At 44.9% G+C, this 21268-nt stretch carries 18 protein-coding genes and 2 tRNA genes; 11 read left to right on the top strand and 9 right to left on the bottom strand.

Going from position 1 to position 21268, the window contains the following annotated elements; genetic code table 11:
* Positions 1–240: 240 nt before the first annotated feature.
* From WKT13_RS09360 to WKT13_RS09315, 10 genes are all read left to right on the top strand, one after another.
* The gene (locus WKT13_RS09360; protein ID WP_340323676.1) at positions 241–1149 is read left to right on the top strand and encodes a serine O-acetyltransferase; all 909 of its coding nucleotides are present in this window, start codon (positions 241–243) and stop codon (positions 1147–1149) included.
* A 73-nt stretch (positions 1150–1222) separates the two neighbouring features.
* A complete protein-coding gene (locus WKT13_RS09355) occupies positions 1223–2710 on the top strand; it encodes a THUMP domain-containing class I SAM-dependent RNA methyltransferase (RefSeq protein ID WP_340323675.1) in 1488 nt (495 codons plus the stop codon).
* Positions 2700–4886: a S9 family peptidase gene (locus WKT13_RS09350; RefSeq protein ID WP_340323674.1), complete on the top strand. Its 2187-nt coding sequence runs from the start codon at positions 2700–2702 to the stop codon at positions 4884–4886. The genes WKT13_RS09355 and WKT13_RS09350 overlap by 11 nt, the downstream gene beginning before the upstream one ends.
* A gap of 81 nt (positions 4887–4967) precedes the next feature.
* The gene (purD, locus tag WKT13_RS09345) at positions 4968–6236 is read left to right on the top strand and encodes a phosphoribosylamine--glycine ligase (protein WP_340323673.1); all 1269 of its coding nucleotides are present in this window, start codon (positions 4968–4970) and stop codon (positions 6234–6236) included.
* A 213-nt stretch (positions 6237–6449) separates the two neighbouring features.
* Entirely contained in the window at positions 6450–7229 is a 780-nt protein-coding gene (locus WKT13_RS09340) for a hypothetical protein (protein WP_340323672.1), read from the top strand.
* On the top strand, positions 7214–7666 hold the full coding sequence (locus WKT13_RS09335; RefSeq protein WP_298621016.1) for a YqaA family protein: 453 nt from the start codon (positions 7214–7216) through the stop codon (positions 7664–7666). The genes WKT13_RS09340 and WKT13_RS09335 overlap by 16 nt, the downstream gene beginning before the upstream one ends.
* Before the next feature lie 68 nt (positions 7667–7734).
* Positions 7735–8508, top strand: coding sequence for a metal ABC transporter solute-binding protein, Zn/Mn family (locus WKT13_RS09330; protein WP_340323671.1), 774 nt, complete (start codon positions 7735–7737; stop codon positions 8506–8508).
* Complete coding sequence (locus WKT13_RS09325) at positions 8496–9215, top strand: metal ABC transporter ATP-binding protein (protein ID WP_340323670.1); 720 nt, start codon at positions 8496–8498, stop codon at positions 9213–9215. The genes WKT13_RS09330 and WKT13_RS09325 overlap by 13 nt, the downstream gene beginning before the upstream one ends.
* A 300-nt stretch (positions 9216–9515) precedes the next feature.
* Entirely contained in the window at positions 9516–12842 is a 3327-nt protein-coding gene (locus tag WKT13_RS09320) for a protein O-mannosyl-transferase family (RefSeq protein ID WP_298621020.1), read from the top strand.
* A gap of 12 nt (positions 12843–12854) precedes the next feature.
* The gene (locus WKT13_RS09315) at positions 12855–13466 is read left to right on the top strand and encodes a polysaccharide deacetylase family protein (RefSeq protein WP_298621022.1); all 612 of its coding nucleotides are present in this window, start codon (positions 12855–12857) and stop codon (positions 13464–13466) included.
* Positions 13467–13638: 172 nt separating this feature from the next.
* Here WKT13_RS09315 and WKT13_RS09310 read toward each other — a convergent pair.
* From WKT13_RS09310 to WKT13_RS09290, 5 genes are all read right to left on the bottom strand, one after another.
* Positions 13639–13711 (bottom strand) — tRNA-Gly (locus tag WKT13_RS09310).
* Between the two features lie 24 nt (positions 13712–13735).
* A tRNA-Thr gene (locus WKT13_RS09305) sits at positions 13736–13808 on the bottom strand.
* Between the two features lie 865 nt (positions 13809–14673).
* Positions 14674–16062 (bottom strand): phosphoglucosamine mutase, encoded by a 1389-nt coding sequence (glmM, locus tag WKT13_RS09300; RefSeq protein ID WP_340323669.1) that lies wholly within the window; start codon positions 16060–16062, stop codon positions 14674–14676.
* 4 nt (positions 16063–16066) lie between these two features.
* On the bottom strand, positions 16067–16705 hold the full coding sequence (locus WKT13_RS09295; protein WP_340323668.1) for a DUF4827 domain-containing protein: 639 nt from the start codon (positions 16703–16705) through the stop codon (positions 16067–16069).
* Positions 16706–16912: 207 nt separating this feature from the next.
* Positions 16913–17947, bottom strand: coding sequence for a DHH family phosphoesterase (locus WKT13_RS09290; protein ID WP_340323667.1), 1035 nt, complete (start codon positions 17945–17947; stop codon positions 16913–16915).
* 156 nt (positions 17948–18103) lie between these two features.
* Here WKT13_RS09290 and WKT13_RS09285 point away from each other — a divergent pair, with 156 nt between their 5' ends.
* The gene (locus WKT13_RS09285) at positions 18104–18880 is read left to right on the top strand and encodes a GIN domain-containing protein (protein ID WP_298621029.1); all 777 of its coding nucleotides are present in this window, start codon (positions 18104–18106) and stop codon (positions 18878–18880) included.
* Between the two features lie 5 nt (positions 18881–18885).
* On the opposite strand, the gene WKT13_RS09280 is transcribed toward WKT13_RS09285, so the two are convergent.
* Genes WKT13_RS09280 through WKT13_RS09265 form a run of 4 tightly spaced genes read right to left on the bottom strand, consistent with a single transcriptional unit; the run spans position 18886 to position 21262 of the window.
* A complete protein-coding gene (locus WKT13_RS09280) occupies positions 18886–19737 on the bottom strand; it encodes a phosphatase PAP2 family protein (RefSeq protein ID WP_340323666.1) in 852 nt (283 codons plus the stop codon).
* Between the two features lie 3 nt (positions 19738–19740).
* A complete protein-coding gene (locus WKT13_RS09275; protein ID WP_298621033.1) occupies positions 19741–20382 on the bottom strand; it encodes a CDP-alcohol phosphatidyltransferase family protein in 642 nt (213 codons plus the stop codon).
* Between the two features lie 17 nt (positions 20383–20399).
* A complete protein-coding gene (locus tag WKT13_RS09270; protein WP_298621034.1) occupies positions 20400–20804 on the bottom strand; it encodes a GtrA family protein in 405 nt (134 codons plus the stop codon).
* Positions 20792–21262, bottom strand: coding sequence for a phosphatidylglycerophosphatase A family protein (locus WKT13_RS09265; RefSeq protein ID WP_298621036.1), 471 nt, complete (start codon positions 21260–21262; stop codon positions 20792–20794). Before WKT13_RS09265 ends, WKT13_RS09270 begins: the two co-directional genes overlap by 13 nt.
* Between the last annotated feature and the right edge of the window lie 6 nt (positions 21263–21268).

Below are 21268 nucleotides of genomic sequence, written 5' to 3'. Positions count from 1 at the left end.
TTCTGTTACAAACGTGTCTTTTCTGTTACACTCACTGGCGCACCTGTATGTGAGCCGCCTGCCGCACTTCGGCTTTTGAAAGTACGCGATATTTTTATTTAATGTTTGTGTTATGTTTTCAGATAATTATTATTAATTTTGTAGCGGAAAAAATTGTTTTGAGCCATGGGACGGTAGGTCGTCTTAATTTGATTCTGGGCGCATGGCTTTATATGAAATGTTGATACATAATTGCAAGAAATGAGTAACGGACAATTGACTCATGTGCTCACCATGACGGTTGACAGACTTTCGGCAGCGGAGTCGCTGAAGGGCATTTGTCATCACCATCGTGACGGCAACCCGCTGCCTTCGGGCAAAGTGCTCGAGGAAATCATATCACTGGCACGGGCAATACTGTTTCCTGGTTATTACGGAAATTCCTCATTCGACTCAAAAACCATTCGTTATCATATAGGTGTGAATGTAGAACGTTTCCACCGTCTGCTTTCCGACCAGATCGAGGCCGGACTTTGTTTCAGCGACTGTTGCTGCGAGGATGAGCCTAGCGACCTCACGGCGCTGGCAGAGAAGGCTGAGGAACTGTCGGCGGAGCTCATCTCGCGTCTGCCGGAAATAAGAAGTACGCTTGCAACAGATGTCACGGCAGCATACAACGGTGACCCGGCGGCAGAAAGCTGTGGTGAAGTGATATCTTGCTATCCTGTCATCAAAACACTTGTGAACTACCGTTTGGCGCACGAGCTGCATCTGCTCGGTGTGCCGCTCATACCGCGAATAATTACCGAGATGGCCCATTCGGAAACAGGTATCGATATACATCCGGCCGCATCAATAGGCAAATATTTTACAATAGACCATGGTACCGGTGTGGTGATAGGTGCGACCTGCATTATCGGAAACAATGTCAAGATATATCAGGGAGTGACGCTTGGTGCAAAGAGTTTCCCACTCGACGAGCACGGCAATCCTATAAAAGGCATTCCGCGTCATCCTATAATAGAAGACAACGTCGTGATATACGCCAACGCAACCATTCTCGGACGTGTGACGATAGGCGAGGGCTGTGTGGTGGGAGCCAACGAGTGGATAACGGAAGACATGATGCCGAACACAAAAAAATACAGAACATGTGAACGGAAGGCATGACTCCTGTCATACTCGGATAGAAGGATATAATAACAACAAGACATAAAACAGAACATAACAACAAAAAACAGATATGAACGAATTTGAACTCATAGCCAAAACGTTTATGGGCCTTGAGCCTGTTCTTGCAAAAGAACTGATACAGATGGGAGCCAACAACGTTCAGACAGGACGTCGTATGGTGTCGTTTACAGGAGACAAGGAGATGATGTATCGTGCAAACTTCCAGCTGCATACAGCTATCCGTATTTTGAAACCCATCAGTCATTTCAAGGCCCGTTCGGCTGATGATGTATATAATGAGGTGAAAAAGATCGACTGGAGCAAGATCATAGAAAAGGGAAAGACTTTTTCTGTTGATTCGGTCGTTTATTCAGAGGAGTTCAGAAACTCCAGATTTGTGACCTATAAGGTGAAGGATGCCATAGTCGATCAGTTCCGTGAGAACACCGGAACACGTCCGAACATATCGGTCAGCAATCCAGACATCCGTCTTAACATACATATTGCGGAAGACAATGCTACGCTGTCGCTCGACTCGAGCGGTGAGTCTTTGCATCGCAGAGGTTACAGACAGGAATCGGTGGAAGCTCCTCTCAATGAAGTGTTGGCTGCCGGAATGATACTCATGACAGGTTGGAACGGCGACTGCGATTTCATTGATCCGATGTGTGGATCAGGTACTTTGCTCATTGAGGCTGCACTCATTGCCCACAACATGAGTCCTGGTATATTCCGTAAGGAGTTCGCTTTTGAGAAGTGGAGCGACTTTGACAAGGATCTGTTTGACCGTATCTATAATGATGATTCGCAGGAACGCGAGTTCAAACATCATATTTATGGATATGACATTGACATAAAGGCTGTTAATACTGCACGTCTCAATGTGAGAGCTGCTGGCCTCACAAATGATATAACTGTTAGCGAAGCAGATTTCGCAAACTTCAAGAAACCGCAGAACAAGAGCATCATTGTTACAAACCCGCCTTATGGCGAACGTATATCAACACCCAACCTGTTGGCTACATACAGAATGATTGGCGAGCGTCTGAAGCATGAGTTTACAGACAACGAGGCTTGGGTTCTGAGTTATCGTGAGGAGTGTTTTGACCAGATTGGTCTGAAACCGTCGATAAAGATTCCTGTTTATAATGGTTCTTTGGAATGTGAGTTCAGAAAATACACTATGTTCGACGGAAGAATGAAGGAATTCAGATCCGAAGGCGGTATAGTAAAGAGCGACGAGGAAAAAAGACAGATGGCTGAGAAACACCGTTTTAAGAAGAATCGTGAATTTAAGAAGCGCATAGATGAAGAAGAGGAGAACGAGGCAGCTGACATACGTTCGTTTAAGTTCTATTCCATAGAGCGTATGAAGAATTCGCCGGAGCGCAAGAATGCGAGCAGAAACCGTGACGCTTCGGCCGACGGTGACAGAAAACCTTCGCGTCGCGATTTTAAGAAAGCAGAACGTGGCGGAAAGCATTTCGGACGCGGCGGTAAACGTGAGGAACGTGATATGGGCAAATTTTATAAGAGGAGATCTGGCGATGAAGATTAAGTTTTCAAGTTTGTTATTGATTCTTTTCAGCATGTTTTTTGGTAACACATATGCACAGCTGAAGCAGTTCACATTGGAAGACTTGAACTTTGGCGGAAACAATTATTATAATATGACGCCGAAGAACAAGTACACTTCCTGGTGGGGGGAGACTCTTGTTCATGACGATTACGACAAATGCAGTGTCGTGAATCCTAAAAATGCCAAGGAGAAACTGCTGTTCACTCTTGATGACATAAATGCTGCAATCGAGAAAAGTGGTCTTGGAGAGGACGGCAAGATACGCAGTCTTTACAGTGCAGAGTTTCCTTATGCAGACAAGACTGTTGTCATGCTTTCAAACGGACGCATGAGAATTCTTGTCGATTGGAAGAACAAAAATGTTGTAGCTAAGTTTGTCAGCGGTCAGGGTATGCAGGCAGAGGAGTGGAGTGCTGCTTCACAGACGCTTGCCTATGTAAAGAACGACAACCTTTATGTTGTGGGCAAAGATGGTAAGGTCGCGCAGCTTACGACAGACGGATCGAGAGATATTGTGTATGGACAGAGTGTTCACCGCAATGAGTTCGGTATCAACAAGGGCTTGTTCTGGAGTAACGACGGTCAGAGTCTGGCTTTCTACCGCATGGACCAGTCTATGGTCACCGACTATCCGTTGGTTGGCATTGATACACGCATCGCCACTCTCGAACCGGAGAAATATCCTATGGCCGGTGAGACCAGCCATGAGGTGACAGTTGGTGTTTACAGTCTTAAGACAGGTAAGACCGTTTATCTGAACGTCGGCAATCCGAAAGACAGATACTTCACAAATATCGCATGGACACCGGACAACAAGCAGATTTATCTTATAGAGGTGAATCGCGATCAGACAGATGCAAGTCTTGATGTTTATGATGCCCAGATTGGAAATAAGGTGAAGACATTGTACCGTGAACATCACGACAAGTATGTGCATCCTGTCAATCCAGTGACATTCTTGCCGTGGGATAGCAGTAAGTTCATACTCCAGAGTGAGCGTGACGGATATAATCATCTTTATCTTTTCAGCACAGAAGGTGGCGAACCGAAACAGCTTACAAGTGGCAAGTGGGTGGTGCTCGCATTGATGGGATTTGATGTGAAGAACAAGTCTGCGATAATTCTTTCAACTGAATGCAGTCCGATACAGAACAATATTTATTCAGTGAATATTGCCAGCGGAAAGCGTAAACTGCTTGATAACGGTAAGGGATGTCATGCCAACAGTGGCGACGGACATAAACTTGCTCTCTCACCGAAAGGAAGTCTTATCATTGACAATTACACCGAACCAGATGTGCCGAGAAATATTGATATTATAGATACAAAGACGGCAAAGAGAGTAAACTATTTTACTTCGGACGATCCTTGGAAAGGATATGCCGTGCCACAGTTTACCTCGGGAACAATAAAGGCTGCCGACGGCACTACTGATTTGTATTATCGTATGGTGAAGCCTGCTGATTTTGATCCGTCAAAGAAATATCCTACAGTGGTTTATGTGTACGGTGGACCGGGTGTTAGAAATGTTGAGGCTCGTTGGCATTACTGGAGCCGCGGATGGGAAACATACATGGCACAGAAGGGTTACATCGTATTCATTCTTGACAATCGGGGATCGTCAGACCGTGGACGTGATTTTGAGCAGGCCACATTCAGACATCTTGGAGTTGAGGAGATGAAGGATCAGATCTGCGGTGTTGATTATCTTAAGACATTACCTTATGTTGATGCAGACCGTCTCGGAGTTCATGGATGGAGTTTCGGTGGATTTATGACGACCTCTCTTATGACCACATATCCGGACGTATTCAAGGTGGGAGTTGCCGGTGGACCGGTTATCGACTGGAAATATTATGAAGTGATGTATGGCGAACGCTATATGGATACTCCGCAGGCAAACCCTGAAGGATACAAGGAAAGTAGCCTGTTGTATAAGGCAAAGAATCTTAAGGGAAAACTTCAGATCATTACTGGTATGAATGATCCGGTGGTTGTTCCGCAGAACTGTCTTGCATTCCTTCAGGCATGTATCGCAGCAGGCACACAGCCAGACTTCTTCGTTTATCCTGGCGAACCGCACAACATGCGAGGACATCAGAGTGTGCATCTGCATGAAAGAATCACACAGTATTTTGAGGATTATCTTAAATAAACACTATACGGCAGCCATGTGTAATGGTCTGCCGTTATATGATATATAATGACAAACAACATAAACAAATAAAGATAGCTTATGAATATTCTTTTGCTTGGAAGTGGCGGACGCGAACATGCTTTGGCATGGAAGATCGCACAGAGTGAGAAAGTGAATAAACTGTTCATTGCTCCGGGCAATGCAGGTACTGCCAATTGTGGAGAAAATGTAGATATAAAGGCTGATGATTTTGAAGCTTTAAAGGAGTTTTCTCTGGCAAATGATATAAATATGGTTGTTGTTGGTCCTGAAGATCCATTGGTGAAAGGCATCTATGACGATTTCAAAAATGATCCACGCACATCAGCCATTCCTGTAATCGGACCGTCAAAGGCTGGTGCCGTACTTGAAGGATCAAAGGATTTTGCAAAAGGATTCATGCAGCGACATAATATTCCGACTGCAAAATACCAGACTTTCACCGGTGAGACATTGGAAGAAGGACTGGCTTTTCTTGAGACATTGAAAGCTCCTTATGTACTAAAAGCAGACGGACTGTGTGCCGGTAAGGGCGTTCTTATATTGCCTACCCTGGAAGAGGCTAAAAAAGAACTGAAGGAAATGCTTGCCGGTATGTTTGGCAATGCTTCTGCAAGAGTTGTTATCGAAGAGTATCTCAGTGGTATAGAATGTTCTGTTTTTGTTCTTACAGATGGTAAGAATTACAAGATACTTCCCGAAGCAAAAGACTATAAGCGGATCGGAGAACACGATACAGGTCTTAATACTGGTGGTATGGGAAGTGTTTCGCCGGTGCCTTTTGCTACATCGGAATGGATGTCTAAGGTTGAAAACCGTATAATACGTCCTACCGTAAATGGTCTTGCAGAGGAAGGAATTGACTATAAAGGATTCATATTCTTCGGCCTTATAAATGTTGATGGTGAACCTATGGTGATAGAATATAATTGCCGTATGGGTGATCCTGAGACTGAAAGTGTCATGCTTAGACTTAAGAGTGACATTGTTGATTTGTTTGAAGGAGTGGCAAGTGGCGATCTTGACAAGAGAACCATTGAGTTTGACGAACGTGCTGCTGTTTGTGTGATGCTTGTCAGTGGTGGTTATCCTCAGAAATATCAGAAGGGATACATCATCGAAGGACTTGATAAAGTATCGGATTCAGTGTTATTCCATGCAGGGACACAGATGAAAGATGGTAATGTTGTGACAAGTGGCGGACGTGTCATAGCAGTATGTTCTTATGGTAAGAACCGCGATGAGGCTTTGGCTAAATCGTTTGAAGGAGCGCATCTTGTCACATTTACAGACAAGTATTTCAGAAGAGACATCGGGCATGATTTATAAGCCCGATGTTGTATGCTGTATGTCGGCAAAATGAAAGTGCAATAAATCCATTATATCATCGTGGCGAGAAAAAGAATACAGAACATAGTTGCGGAAAGCCGTTTCGCATTGCCTGTCACAGCCATATATGGCTTATTGATGAGTATTGCATGCGGATTAATAGAACAGAATCTTTGGCTGCATTTCGGAGTATTGGTTGTATCTTCATATCTTATGGTAGAGTTGAACAATTCCAATGCACTTATTCGTGTGTACAGCCGAATGGTTTCATGTTCCTATATTATGCTTTTCCTGATGTCGGCGCTATTGAGGTTTCCGCTGACATCGGCTTTGACACAGTTGTGTTTCATTGCTTTCTACATGTTTTTTTTCCACGCCTATCAGAATAAAAGCTCAATGGGACTTGTGTTTTATGCTTTTCTGATGATTGGAATAGCAAGCACAATGTCTGTTCATATGCTTTTTTTGGTGCCTTTGATGTGGATTTTGCTGTTCACAAACGTTCTTGCCGGTAACATACGCACATTCTTTGCGTCTGTCCTTGGCTTGATATTTCCTTATTGGTTCTTGATCAGTTATTATATATATACAGGACAAATAGGTCTGCTTGCCGATCATTTCAGTCAGTTGGGTGTTTTTGGAAAGCTGTTCGACTATACAGTGTTGACAGATGGTTGCATTATAGTTTTTGCAGCGCTTGCCTTACTTATGATTATAGGAATAATCCATTTTCACCGAAACAGCTACAAGGACAAGATACGTACACGAATGCTTTATGAAATATTTTCGGTTACAGGCATTTATGTTGCGGTATTATTATTGCTTCAGCCCAATCTCTACGAGCAGTTTATAGGAATAATGGTTGTTAATACTTCACCCCTTATTGCTCATTTTATTGTATTCACTAAGACCAGACTGACAAATATTTTGTTTTTTGTTATCGTCTTATCGGTCTTTTTAATAACAATGTACAGCGCATGGATGCCTTTATAGATTTTTTGATAAACTGGGGATATTGGGGCATGCTTATATCTGCGTTTCTCGCAGGAAGTGTTCTGCCATTCAGTAGTGAGGCTGTTATGGTCGGTCTTTTGGCGGCAGGACTGCAGCCTTGGCCCCTTGTCGTATATGGAACGATAGGAAATGTTGCCGGTTCTTTGATGAATTACGGTATTGGCCGTTTGGGCAAGCTTTACTGGATAGAGCATTATTTGCATGTAAGCAAAGAAAGCCTGTCGCGTGCAGAACGTTTTATGGCAGGCCGTGGAGCCTGGGTCGGATTCTTTGCTTTTATACCTGTGCTTGGTGATGCTATCACCATAATGCTTGGATTGATGAGGGCTAATGTTCTGATTTCGGTTATCAGTATCTCTATTGGAAAAATGCTGAGATATGTATTCCTTGCCTATGGTGTTAAATTGATGTTCTGACAATGCAAAAATATAATATTCTTCTTTTCCTGACAATATTGTCTGTGGCTGTGTCATGTCGTGATAATATGAGACAATCTCCGGACAGACGTGTGATAACCGTAACAATAGAACCGTTGCGATATTTTGCCGAGTGTATAGCCGGAGACAGGTTTGATGTTGAGACAATGGTGCCGCAGGGGGGAAATCCGGAAACATACGAACCTTCTGCCAGACAGATGATGAATCTGTCACACAGTGTCCTTTATGTCAAGGTGGGGAGCATTGGTTTTGAACGTACATGGATGAAGAAACTCGAACAAAACGCTCCTCACGCCATTATAGTGGATTCTTCCGATGGCATATCAATGATGAAGACGGAGAATGGTATCCCTGATCCGCATACTTGGATGAGCACAGCCAATTCGTTGATAATCGCAGAAAACATATACAGGGCACTTGTAAAAATAGACAAGAAGGACAGTATTTATTTTAAGAAGAATCTCGAAAATCTTATTGATTCCATCAATCATGTTGACTCGGAGATCAGACATCTTGTCAGAAATGCAAAGACCCGTTCGTTCCTGATTTATCATCCCATACTGACTTATTATGCCCGTGATTTCGGTCTGACGCAAATTCCGTTGGAGGAGGAGAGCCGTGAGCCAAGCGCGCGACAGATGCATAATATCATAAGCAGAGCAAAGCATGAACGTGTGAAAGTCTTTTTTGTTCAGAAAGAGTTTGCCAATCGTAATATAAACGCTGTGACAGAAAGTACAGGAGCTGATACTGCGGAGATTGATCCGCTCGGATATGACTGGCAGAATGAAATGATAAAGGTTGCAAGATGTCTGAAATAAAAGAACAGCCAATAATAAAGACAGCCGGCATGTCGGCCGGATATGATGGTAAAATCATATTGCGTGATGTCAATATAAGCATAAACGACCATGATTTTCTTGGCATTATCGGACCTAACGGATGTGGGAAAACCACTCTTATAAGAGTTTTACTCGGCCTGATGCGTCCGATGTCAGGAACTGTCTGTTATATGCGTGATGGCCGGAATGTCAAAAATCTCTCTATGGGTTACCTTCCGCAATATAACAATCTTGACCGGAAGTTCCCTGTTTCTGTTCATGATGTTGTCTTGTCCGGGTTGAAAATGGGTGCCAGACCGTTCGCTTCATACAGCAGGGAACAGCATGCCATGGTGCGAGAAGTATTGCAGACACTTGAAATAGAACATCTGCAGCAGAGTCATATCGGTGAGCTTAGTGGCGGACAGCTACAGAGAGTGTTGCTTGCGCGTGCTATTGTCTCCAAGCCGGAGGTGCTTGTTCTTGATGAACCGAACACTTATATTGATCGCCATTTTCAAACACAGATGTATACAATGTTGTCGCGTATCAATCAAAATTGCGCGATTGTCATAGTCAGTCATGACATAGATTCTGTATTGAAGAATGCGAGAAATGTCGCTTTTGTCAATCGGGCTGTACGCTTGTGTCCTGTCGGTGATATAACGGAGCGCGACATTATCGAATGTCTTAGCTGTTCAGAATAGTTGTTTCTGATTGTAATCAATTTATACTTATACGAACGGAAACTTCTCAGACAAATCTTAAATGTGTGATATTATTTTTATGCCGTGTGCATTAAATTATATTAATGCATTGATATTAAAGTTTCTTTGTCGTATAAAAATGTTATCTTTGCATTTATAAAATGATATTTATGAATGTGTGCGTGTCAGCATATTGTTTCATAATTGGCTTCAGAGCTGTACAACTTGAAAACTTTTCTTGTGTCCAGTCTCGTTTTTTCATGTAATCTAAAGAATGCATAACACATATCTAAATTGTAAATGAAAAATTATAAGTTAGTGAACAATACGCTTGGATGGCTGACTTTTCTTATTGCAGCCTTTGTGTATTGTTCAACAATTGAGCCGACAGCCAGTTTTTGGGACTGTCCCGAATTTATTACAACAGGTTACAAATTAGAAGTAGGTCATCCGCCTGGAGCTCCGTTCTTCATGCTTACGGCAAATCTGTTCTCACAGTTTGCGAGCGATCCTTCACAGGTGGCTAAGATGGTAAATATAATGAGTGCGTTGCTCAGCGCCACGACTATATTGTTCCTCTTCTGGACTATCACCCATCTTACACGTAAGCTCATTCTTAAAGACTGGAGCCAGTTGACTACTGCCAAACTCGTTGCCATTCAGGCATCAGGACTTGTCGGCGCGCTCATCTATACATTCAGCGACACATTCTGGTTCTCGGCTGTCGAAGGCGAGGTATATGCTTATTCTTCAGCTTTCACGGCAGTTGTGTTCTGGCTTATTCTCAAATGGGAGGATCATGCCGACGAACCTCACAGCGACCGCTGGCTTGTGCTTATCGCATACATGACAGGACTTTCCATCGGTGTGCATCTTCTTAACTTGCTTTGTATACCGGCCATTGTGCTTGTCTATTGCTACCGTCGTTTCCCAGACATCGAACTCAAAGGCTCGCTTGTTGCTCTTGTCATTTCGTTTGTCATTGTTGCGGCAGTGCTTTACGGTGTTGTACCGGGCATTGTGACTGTTGGCGGATGGTTCGAACTTCTTTTCGTGAATGTTCTGGGATGTCCGTTCAACACAGGTGAGATAGTATATATCATTCTGCTTGTTGCAACTGTTATCTGGGCTATATACGAAACTTATACAGGAGGCAGTCTCAAGAGACAGAATATCGCATTCGTATTGTCTGTAGGTATGCTCGGCATTCCGTTCTATGGTTACGGATGGTCGGCTGCTGTCATTGGTGTGATAGTGATGGGTGTTCTCTATTATCTGCTCGGCCGTACCCGCAAGGTTGAGAAAAAGGTTGTACCTTATGTTACCGCACGCATCAAGAATACAGTGCTTCTGTGTCTGCTGATGCTCATGATTGGTTATTCAAGCTATGCGGTTATCGTAATACGTTCTTCTGCCAACCCGCCGATGGATCAGAACTCACCGGAGGACATCTTCACACTTGGCAGTTATCTCAGCCGCGACCAGTACGGTGACAGTCCGCTGCTTTACGGTCAGGCATATACATCACAGGTTGCGTTCGACGTAAAGGGCAACATGTGCGAGCCGCGCAGAAAGCAGGGCGCTCCTATCTGGCAGCGTAAGGAAAAAGCCGACAGTACTGAGAAAGATTCTTATTTCGTAGTAAGCCATAAGGAGAAGCTTGTTTATGCGCAGAATATGCTGTTCCCGCGTATGCACAGTTCTGCCCATGCTGAGGCCTATGAGAGCTGGATGGGCGGAGTGAACGGTACCGAAGTGCCTTACGACCGTTGCGGAGAACCAATCACAGTGAAGGTTCCTTCACAGATAGACAATCTCCGTTTCTTCCTTTCATATCAGTGCAATTTCATGTACTGGCGCTATTTCATGTGGAATTTCGCAGGCCGTCAGAACGACATCCAGGGCAACGGTGAGCCGGAGCACGGCAACTGGATAACAGGATTCTCGTTCATTGACAATATGCTTTTGGGTGATCAGAGCAAACTGCCTGACGATCTCAAGAACAACAAGGGCCACAATGTGTTCTATTGTATGCCGCTTCTGCTTGGTCTGCTCGGACTTTTCTGGCAGGCATGGAGAGGCCGTCGCGGAATCCGTCAGTTCTGGGTTGTCTTCTTCCTGTTCTTCATGACAGGACTTGCAATTGTCATCTATCTGAATCAGACACCGCAGCAGCCGCGCGAACGTGACTATGCTTATGCAGGTTCGTTCTATGCTTTTGCCATCTGGTGCGGTATGGGTGTCGCTGCAATCATTGACTATCTGAAGAAGAAACTCAAGGGTCATGAACTTGTTGTTGCTTCCATCGTAGGTGCTGTATGTCTGCTTGTGCCTGTACAGATGGCAAGCCAGACCTGGGACGACCACGATCGCAGCGGACGTTACACCTGCCGCGACTTCGGTCAGAACTATCTGATGACACTTCAGGACAAGGGCAATCCTATCATCTTCACCAATGGTGACAACGACACATTCCCGTTGTGGTACAACCAGGAAGTTGAAGGTGTACGCACAGACACACGTGTCTGCAACCTCAGCTATCTGCAGACCGACTGGTACATCGACCAGATGAAACGTCCGGCATACGATTCACCGTCAGTTCCTATATCATGGCCGCGTATAGACTATTGCTCCGGAACCAACGAGGTTGTGGAGATACATCCTTACGTGAAGCAGCAGATACTGGATTTCTATAAGCAGAATCCGGAAGAAGCCAAGGCTCAGTTCGGAGATGATCCGTTCGATGTGAAGAACGTCATGAAGTACTGGGTGCGCTCAAAGGATAATGACATGCGCATCATTCCTACAGATACTCTCTACGTTAAGATAGACAAGGAAGCTGTGAAGAAGAGCGGCATGCTCATGGCAAGCGATTCCATACCGGACAAGATGGTCATCTCGCTCGCAGGAAAACGTGTGCTCGGTAAGGGCGAACTGATGATGCTCGAGATGATTTCTCAGTGCAACTGGACACGTCCGCTTTACATTGCGACAACAGTAGGCGCAGACAATTACATGAATCTTGGTGACAACTTTGTACAGGAAGGTCTGGCTTATCGTATCACTCCGTTCACAACAAAGAATCCGGGAGTGAAGAGCTTCGATACAGAGAAGGCATACAACAACCTCATGAAACGTTACAAGTGGGGTGGCCTGGAGAAACCGGGACTCTATCTTGACGAGACTGTGATGCGTATGTGCTACACTCATCGTCATCTGTTCGCTATGCTTGCTCTTGAACTCATCAATGAGAACAAGAAGGACAAGGCTCTCGAAGTGCTTGACAAGTGTCTTAAGGTGATACCTGATTACAATGTGCCGATGACATACATATCGGGTGGAGCTGATCTTGCACGTGCTTATGCTCTTGCCGGACAGAAGGCCAAAGCTGCAAAACTGCTCGATGCAGTATGGAAGAATGCCGAACAGTACGCTTTATGGTACGTGTCGCTCAAGGGTGCACGCTTCACTCAGGCTCAGAGCGATTTCCTGCGTCAGGCAGTAATGATGCAGAGTACGGCAGAACTGACATCAATGGTCGACCAGAAACTTGCTGCGAAGCGCATGCAGAGACTCAACGCTCTCTACACCGAATATCGCAACAAAGGTGGTGTGGAACTGAAATAAAGACTCCGGGTAATGATTATCGAACAGCCTGCACAGTGGTTACGCTGGCTATATCCGAGAGCTCTGTGGAGAATGAACAAAAAGGAAAGGGCGGTCTATCTGACGTTCGACGACGGACCAATTCCTGAATCGACGCCCTTCATTCTCAAAACTCTTGCTGAATACGGAGCACGTGCCACGTTCTTCATGGTAGGCGACAATGTACGGAAATATCCAGAACTGTATGAAAGTATAGTGGCTGCCGGCCATCAGGTCGGCAACCACACATTTCATCACCTCGGTGGTTTCAAACATTTTGCGACAACCTACATAAAGGATACAAATGCTGCCAACGAACTCATAAAGGCCCGTTACTTCAGACCGCCACACGGTTGCATGAGTTATGCCGAATATCTGTGGCTGCGCCGGAAATATAATATTGTTATGTGGGATCTCGTCACACGCGACTATTCCAAGTGGATGACAGCCGATGATGTTGTAGAGAATGTTAAGCGTTATACGCGCAACGGTTCCATAATAACATTCCACGACTCGCTCAAGAGTATAGACAAACTGCACTTTGCACTTCCCGAGGCATTGCAGTGGTTGAAGGATCAGGGATATGAATTCAGAATATTTGAATGAGGCAATACCGAAAGGTACTGCCTCATTTTTTATATTATGATTTCTGCTGCCGTGTCGAAATCTATAGGCACGACAATCTTATCAGCATACAATATACATGCCGAAACTATATGATTGAATAATTGAATGTGGTAAATAAAAATATGATTAATATTTTGTGTCTTTCATTGTGAGCGGCAAACGGGGCTCGAACCCGCGACCCCCAGCTTGGGAAGCTAGTGCTCTGCCAACTGAGCTACTGCCGCATAGTACATTTGCCACTTTATCTGAGCCGATACCCGGGCTCGAACCGGGGACCTATTCATTACGAATGAATTGCTCTACCAACTGAGCCATATCGGCAAAACATGACGTGATCGTCGTATCATGTGCAAAGGTAATTCATTTTTTTCTAAAGACCAAATATTAAAGCTGTTTTTTATTGGTGCTGAAGGTGCATGGCTGTGAATCAGGTTGAGGAATGTGACGGGGTTGTGAGTATGGTGATGGCGGGTGTTTGTTTTTTCGTGATGTCAGTATTTTTATGGATATGTGGCGTGTTTGTAAAGGCGCGGTATTGTCTTGAAGACACATCATCATGGCTGTATTGACGCAGTGTGTAAATGTTAAATTCGCGGGAGTTATTAAGTTAAATAATTTTTTGAATTTAACATTTCATTTTTTGAATTCTGGAAATCCGACAGCCCGTGAAACGTGGATTATCGGACAGGTCTGCGAACTTCGCATTCTGTTTTATTCCTGATTAATTTCTGATAAGCACTCTTTCGCATTCCGATATGGTTGGTTTTGGAGGTCGAAATGAACTTTATCATGCCCTGATATAGGCTTGATCGCAGTGCGATTCGGGCTCTTTCGGACCAAGGTATGATGCTTGAAATAGCGACGTGTTGTTTAAGTGTTTGATTATTAAGAAGTTGGCTTATCTTTCAATATCCGGGCTGTACGCGAGAAAAAATTTTTTGTTGAAAATATTTGATTTTTAAGTGGGGTAGAGAATCGGTTTTTCGCGATTTTAGTTCATTATAATCATTTATCCGGACTACTGCTGCACGGCAGTCAAGGCTTCTTCACGTGGCCCTGGAATCATGGCAGTTGTCTTTGTCGGAAACTCATGTCCGCTATGTCTCAAAGACCGTAATATAAAAAGACAGCGGCTGCAATAAAGTCATGCAACCGCCGTCCTTTATGTCAGTTGTTATTATGTTGTTTATTTTTTCTGCATGTCGTAAACAACCTGCATGAGTGTTTTGCCGAGTTCGTCGGCCTCTTCCATTGTGTGTGCCTCGCTATATACTCTTATGATAGGCTCTGTGTTCGATTTACGCAGGTGCACCCACTTGTCTTTGAAATCGATCTTCACGCCGTCGATATCGGTTATTTTCTCGTTGGCGTACATCTCTTTCACTTTCTCGAGTATTGCGTCGATGTCAGTGTCCGGTGTCAGGTCTATGCGGTTTTTCGCAATGAAGTATTCCGGATAGGTGGCCTTCAGTTCGCTTGCCTTGCATTTTTTGTGTGCCAGGTTCGACAGGAACAGAGCTATTCCTACAAGGGCGTCGCGGCCGTAGTGGCTCTCCGGATAGATCACTCCGCCGTTGCCTTCGCCTCCGATCACGGCTCCGGTGTTCTTCATCATTGTTGTAACGTTCACTTCGCCTACGGCCGATGCTGTGTACTGTCCTCCGTACTGTTCGGTCACGTCGCGCAGTGCGCGTGTTGAACTGAGGTTTGACACAGTGTTGCCCGGTGTGTGGGAGAGCACGTAGTCGGCTACACTCACCAGTGTGTATTCCTCTCCGAACATTCTGCCGTCCTCGCAGATGAATGCCAGACGGTCTACGTCGGGATCGACAACAATGCCAAGATCGTATTTGCCGTCGCGTGTGAGCGACATGATGTCGCCGAGATTCTTCTCAAGCGGTTCCGGATTGTGGGCGAAATCGCCGTTTGCCTCGCCGTTGAGTATATGGTATTCCACTCCCAGTGCTTCGAAAAGCTGTGGCAGGATGATGCCTCCTACGCTGTTGATGGTGTCGGCGCAGACTCTGAAATGAGCGTTGCGTATGGCTTCGGTGTCAACCAACTGGAGTGCAAGCACACTGTCTATATGGCGCTGGTTGAAAGAATTGTCCTCCGTATAATGTCCCATTGTGTCGACATCGGCATATTCGAAGTCTTCTGCTTCTGCTATTCTCAGAACTTCGTTGCCGTCGTCCTTTGTGAGAAACTCTCCATGTGAGTTGAGAAGTTTCAGGGCGTTCCACTGTCTCGGATTGTGGCTGGCTGTGATGATTATACCTCCGTCGGCCTTCAGCATTGTTACTGCCAGCTCAGTGGTAGGTGTTGTGGCCAGTCCTATGTTCACTACGTCGTATCCCATACCCAGAAGTGTGCCGCATACAATGTCCTTTACCATTTCGCCGGATATTCTGGCGTCGCGTCCGACAACAATCTTGCCGCTGCCAGATTTGGCGTTACGCTTCATGAATGTGGCGTATGCCGATGTGAATTTCACGATGTCCAGCGGGTTCAGTGTGTCGCCGGTACGGCCTCCGATGGTGCCGCGTATTCCTGATATTGATTTTATGAGTGTCATAATTTTAATATCCTCTTTGATATGTTATTTCGTATAAGCACGGATAAACACCCGATGAAGCATACTGATGACCTTGTGTGTGAGGAACAATGAGTTTCACTTTTGCAATCTCCTCACCCGGTTTTGCCGGACGTCCTATCTTGATGTATGTGAGCGGTGCGAGCCATCCGGCGGGGACGGAAGCACTGCCGTATATTGAATACATCACGCTTGCACCTTCGATGAATGATGCTCTGAATGTACCGGATGTGTTCTTCACACTCATTTTGTCCACCTGTGCGGCAAGTCCGAGAATGTCGTTTGTAAGCTGGAGAGAGTCTGTCAGCAGATTGCGCTCGCTGAAGCGGCATAATATGGTCGCCGTTTCGCCGTCCTTGAGTTTCTCGCCGCATCCTTCACGTATTATCTGCATGTACACACCGGTGGTCTCGAAGAGTACGTATTCGTTTTTGGATACGTCGGTGGTTGAATCCTGTGCGTGGAATTCTTTTTCCGAAATCACCTTTATGTTTTCTTTTGCAATGTAGCTTCTTATGGCCGAACGTTCTTTCTTTTTCTTGTCTGCGTACGACTCTGTGTCGTCACACGCCATAAGTGTGAACAATGCTGCGAATGCAAGTAATGCGAATTTTATCTTTCCCATATCTGTTTTAGAGTATTTTGTTTTCAGTTTAAGCATTTTCATGTTGTCCATGACCTTCCGGGCCAAGGCATGAGTCTGCATATTATGATATATGTATTCTGTGCAAAGTTATAAAAATAATGTGAGATTATATTTTTGAATATAGATAATTTAAGTATTATATATAATCATTATCCTCACTGTTGCAGCAGGGCCGGCTTCGTTTTGTCATTTCAGTTTGTCGCCGTAGTGCATGATTGCTTTTCGTACAATCTCCTCGGCTTCTTCGAGCGAACATTCCAGTCTTCCGCCGCTAGCATTGAGATGACCGCCGCCGTTGAAGAATTCGGCAGCCATAGCATTGCATGCAAAGTCGTCCACAGAGCGCAGGCTTAGCCAGATAAGGTTGTCCTTGCGGTCGTCCTCTCTTAACGAAATCGATAGTTTCATGCCTTTTATCTTCAGAGGTTCGTTCACGAGTCCTTCGGCATCACCCTTGATGAAGTGGAAATCTTTCATGGTCTGTCGGGATATGGAGAAGTATGAGGCGTTGTAGTCGTTGAGCACGTTTAGCTTGTGATACATTATATATCCGCGCAGACGTATTGCCCAAGAGCTGTAGTTGTTGAACACGTTGCGATATATCTTGTCCTTGTTTATGCCTTTTGTGAGTAGCTCGCTGATGATGAAGAATATTTCCGGATTGTTGGAATTGTATGTGAATCCTCCAGTGTCGGTCATCATGCCGCAATATATACATGCCGCGCATTTTCTTGTCATCTTCTCGAAGTCGCCGCTCTGGTACATTATGCGGAACACAAGTTCGCATGTGCTGCTCATCTCAGGACGTGACACTGTGAGCACGGTGTCCATCTGAGGACCTATGTGATGGTCGATCATTATTTTCTTGGCGGGTGAGCCGGCAAGTGCATATTCCATCTCGTCAACGCGGCCGAAACCGTTGAAGTCAAGACAGAAAATGAGGTCGGCATCGCCTAAAAGTCTCTCGGCTCTTTCTTTGTGCTTGTCGTAGCGTATGATCTTTTCAGAATTAGGGAGCCACTGAAGAAAATCCGGATATGCGTCCGGGATAACTATATCGGCCGTCTTGCCTCTGTTGTTCAGAAATTCAAGCCATGCCAGCGAGGCTCCAAGTGCGTCGCCGTCCGGCGACTTGTGGGTGCATATGACAATGTGTTGCGAACATTCGGTGTGCTGGAGCAATGTTTCCAGTTCACCTTGTGTAAGTGTATTTATTTCCATAATGTGTGCAAAGGTAATAATTTTTGGTCATGATATGCTGTGAACCGGGCATAATTATACTATGCCCGCACTTTTATATTATATTATTGTGTGCATTGGTGCAACTTTCAGTACGAAATCAGCGTCAAACCAAAAGAAAATACAAATATCAGTGAAATGAACAGAATATCAACATTGTATGGAGTGTTAGTTCTTTGTGTATGCCTTGTCTGCATTTCTTGTGGAGGAATGAAGCGCAATGGCAAAAGTGAAAGAAGAATAGCCGTGGAGCGTAAGGTGAGATATTTCTCGCAGATAGAGGTGGAGGCTCCCTGTAACGTTTATTATGTGCAGTCTGATTCGTTGTGCGTCAGGGTGCATGCGGAAGGTGATGCGGTGGATGCCGTGTCGGACATTGTTACGGTGCATGATGGAAACAAACTTGTTATACGACCGAAAATGTTTCGCAGAAACCTGTTGTCCGGTAATGATATGTCGGGATTGGATGTATATGTCTATTCGCCAGATCTGACGGATGTCATGTTTAAAAGTTCCGGAACATTCAAGGTTTTAAAGCCGGTTGATACAGATACGTTGAGAGTTAGACTGACAGGCTCGGGTAATGTCTCGTTCGGTCGGGTGGTGTGTGACAATCTGGCGGTGGCCCTTGAAGGAAGTGGCAATATAGATATCGATTCAGTGCGTGGCGTCACTTCATATGTCTCGCTTCTCGGTGCCGGAAACGTAAACGTACGGCAGTATAAGTTCACGGATTCGCGATTCAGACTTATGGGAGTGGGCGACATGAATGCAACATTGGAGGATTGCAATCATGTGGAATGTGAACTTATGGGAGTTGGTAACATGACTTTAAGAGGTACTGCCAGAAGCTTGTCGCAGAACAAAAAGGGAACAGGCAATATTAATACTGACGAACTGAAATTCAGCCGTTAACTTTTTCAGTCATGTGTGTGCCGGCTGATGGTTATGGCCGATGTGTATCGGTTCATAAGCCGATTGACGGCCGGTACACGCATGATAACTTTTTCGAGCAGCAGTATGCCGACGATTGTTGTTGCTATGCCGAGTGTCACATCAATGATGTAGTGATGGCCGCTGTAAACGGCTGTCCACCATATGCCTGCGCAGATGAATGCAAAAATGGCAGTGGTGGCATGATGCTGGCGGCTTCTGACGGCATATATGGTGGTGATAAGCATATATGCTGCATGTAGAGACGGTACTGCTGCGAACACATTTGCATTCTTGCCGTAAAGTGCATGAAATACGGGTATGCCTGTCAGCTGATCGAAACGGCCTAGTCCGGCTACGTTGCCCGGTGTATTGAGTATCGGTTCAAAACCGTAGTTCATGGCATACCATGGTGGTGCTGCGGGATGTATGTAATAGCCACAGAAGCCAAGTAGGTTTACAAAAAGAAATGCCAATGAAAAATGCAGATAATTTTTGTAATCACCTTTCAGATAAAGATACAGTCCGAATGCCAGCGGCACCGGCACCCAGCAAAGATAGAACAGTCCTGCCATGATATCGGCAAAGGAACAGTGATGTATTGCAAAATATTCACAGGGGATCAGCGTACTGCCGTTTGCTGTGATGCCGAACAGCATCTTTTCAGTGTCGTACAGACCTTTCACATCGATGGGATTGACCTCATAGTTTGGCAGAAGCCGCATCCAGTCGTATGAACATGCGAATATGAGCCACGGAGTAAGTGCGAATGCAACTTTACGTGTGGGTTTCAGTATTGCAAGTACTGTATATAATATAATAATGTAAAAGCTGAACATCGGCTATTTCTTTTCGCTTTTGCTCAATACTTTGTAGCAGTGACCGATGCGCCAGAATGCGGTGATGTTGGCAAGAATAGCGATTATGATGATTGGTACCACTAAGAACCAGATGTTGTCGAAGATTCCGCATAATATTGCTCCGAGGCTTGTCAGTACGACACGCTCAGGACGTTGCATGAGGCCTACCTTGCATTCAATGCCAAGTCCTTCTGCACGTGCTCTGACATAACTCACCATCACAGATCCTACCATCGCAAAGAATGTTACAATTCCACTGATAATCCATCCGTTGAGAATGAGATACATGGCCACACCGAAAAGAGTAAACAATTCGCTGTAGCGGTCGAGAGTCGAATCCCATAGTGCTCCGAATTTGGACGACATGTTGCCCATGCGTGCCAGACGGCCGTCCATCATGTCGAATAGTCCGGCAAACAGGATTACGCCACCGCTCCATCCTACAATAGCTGTACTGTCCGTAAATTCGTTTGCTGCATAAAGAAACATTCCTGCAGCTACGAGGTTGAGTACAAATCCGGTTGTTGTCACAAGATTAGGTGTGAAACCAATCTTGATCATTCCTTTGATAACGGGGTTTATAATAACATATATTATCTTTTGCAGAAAATCACGATAGTTCATGACTTGAATTTTTATTGTTATTTGTTTTTTGAATTGAATACGAATCTATACTGCATCTGGTAGTTCCAGAATATTGCTACTATGATAGAAATGATGATTTTAGAGAACATGAAGTACTGGTCGGACAATTCTGTTAGTATGTATGTACCATACGTGTTGAGCAGGATGCTTCCACTCCATACAAGCAGATAGCGTATGGCGATACTCTTTTTTTTCACGTCGTATGCATGGAACACCCATCTGTAGTTGATCAGGCAATTGGCGATACCACCGCTCAGAGCACCGATAAATGTGGAATAGCCGTACCACAGACCAAAGACGTGGGCAAATATAATTGTGGTGCCGAAGTCTATGGCGGATGCTATCCATGCTGAACATTGTGCCTTGCAGAAAGTTATAAGTTTCGTCTTTAAATTATCCATTGCACTACAACGATGATTATAAGACTGTAGATGCCGGCCAAAATGTCGTCGGCCATGACAAAGAAAGCTCCTTCGTGTCTGTCGAGCCTTCTGATGCCGAGTGGTTTAAGTATGTCAAAGAAACGGAAAAGTACAAATGAAGCCAGTGCAAGCCATATGTCTGATGCCGGAACGGCAAGCAGTGGAATCCATACTCCAACAATTTCGTCGATGACAACTTTTTTAGGATCTGATCCCCAAAATGGCGAAAGACGCTTTGTCGCCCATGTGCCTAATATGGTGAAAATAATTATGCATGAGAGAGTTGTGGCAAAAAGGAATGTGGAATTATGCACAAAAGAAAGGGCATACCATATAAGCATGCCTGTCAATGCACCCGCAGTTCCAGGCCCCCATGGCCAGAACCCGCTGCCAAAGCCTGTGCCGATAATTGTCGGTAAAAGTGGCAGTTTCTTCATACAATG

The organism is Prevotella sp. HCN-7019, from assembly GCF_037890215.1.
Classification (GTDB): Bacteria; Bacteroidota; Bacteroidia; order Bacteroidales; family Bacteroidaceae; genus Prevotella.
This window is presented reverse-complemented; position numbering and strand designations above follow the sequence as displayed.

Coding starts and splice junctions, on each gene's coding strand:
- WKT13_RS09350 (WP_340323674.1), top strand. CDS start 2,700: ATGAAGATTAAGTTTTCAAGTTTGTTATTGATTCTTTTCAGCATGTTT.
- WKT13_RS09265 (WP_298621036.1), bottom strand. CDS start 21,262: ATGAAGAAACTGCCACTTTTACCGACAATTATCGGCACAGGCTTTGGC.
- WKT13_RS09320 (WP_298621020.1), top strand. CDS start 9,516: ATGAAAAATTATAAGTTAGTGAACAATACGCTTGGATGGCTGACTTTT.
- WKT13_RS09290 (WP_340323667.1), bottom strand. CDS start 17,947: ATGGAAATAAATACACTTACACAAGGTGAACTGGAAACATTGCTCCAG.
- WKT13_RS09285 (WP_298621029.1), top strand. CDS start 18,104: ATGAACAGAATATCAACATTGTATGGAGTGTTAGTTCTTTGTGTATGC.
- purD (WP_340323673.1), top strand. CDS start 4,968: ATGAATATTCTTTTGCTTGGAAGTGGCGGACGCGAACATGCTTTGGCA.
- WKT13_RS09340 (WP_340323672.1), top strand. CDS start 6,450: ATGGTAGAGTTGAACAATTCCAATGCACTTATTCGTGTGTACAGCCGA.
- WKT13_RS09315 (WP_298621022.1), top strand. CDS start 12,855: ATGATTATCGAACAGCCTGCACAGTGGTTACGCTGGCTATATCCGAGA.
- WKT13_RS09275 (WP_298621033.1), bottom strand. CDS start 20,382: ATGAACTATCGTGATTTTCTGCAAAAGATAATATATGTTATTATAAAC.
- WKT13_RS09280 (WP_340323666.1), bottom strand. CDS start 19,737: ATGTTCAGCTTTTACATTATTATATTATATACAGTACTTGCAATACTG.
- WKT13_RS09330 (WP_340323671.1), top strand. CDS start 7,735: ATGAGACAATCTCCGGACAGACGTGTGATAACCGTAACAATAGAACCG.
- WKT13_RS09335 (WP_298621016.1), top strand. CDS start 7,214: ATGGATGCCTTTATAGATTTTTTGATAAACTGGGGATATTGGGGCATG.
- WKT13_RS09295 (WP_340323668.1), bottom strand. CDS start 16,705: ATGGGAAAGATAAAATTCGCATTACTTGCATTCGCAGCATTGTTCACA.
- WKT13_RS09270 (WP_298621034.1), bottom strand. CDS start 20,804: ATGGATAATTTAAAGACGAAACTTATAACTTTCTGCAAGGCACAATGT.
- WKT13_RS09325 (WP_340323670.1), top strand. CDS start 8,496: ATGTCTGAAATAAAAGAACAGCCAATAATAAAGACAGCCGGCATGTCG.
- glmM (WP_340323669.1), bottom strand. CDS start 16,062: ATGACACTCATAAAATCAATATCAGGAATACGCGGCACCATCGGAGGC.
- WKT13_RS09360 (WP_340323676.1), top strand. CDS start 241: ATGAGTAACGGACAATTGACTCATGTGCTCACCATGACGGTTGACAGA.
- WKT13_RS09355 (WP_340323675.1), top strand. CDS start 1,223: ATGAACGAATTTGAACTCATAGCCAAAACGTTTATGGGCCTTGAGCCT.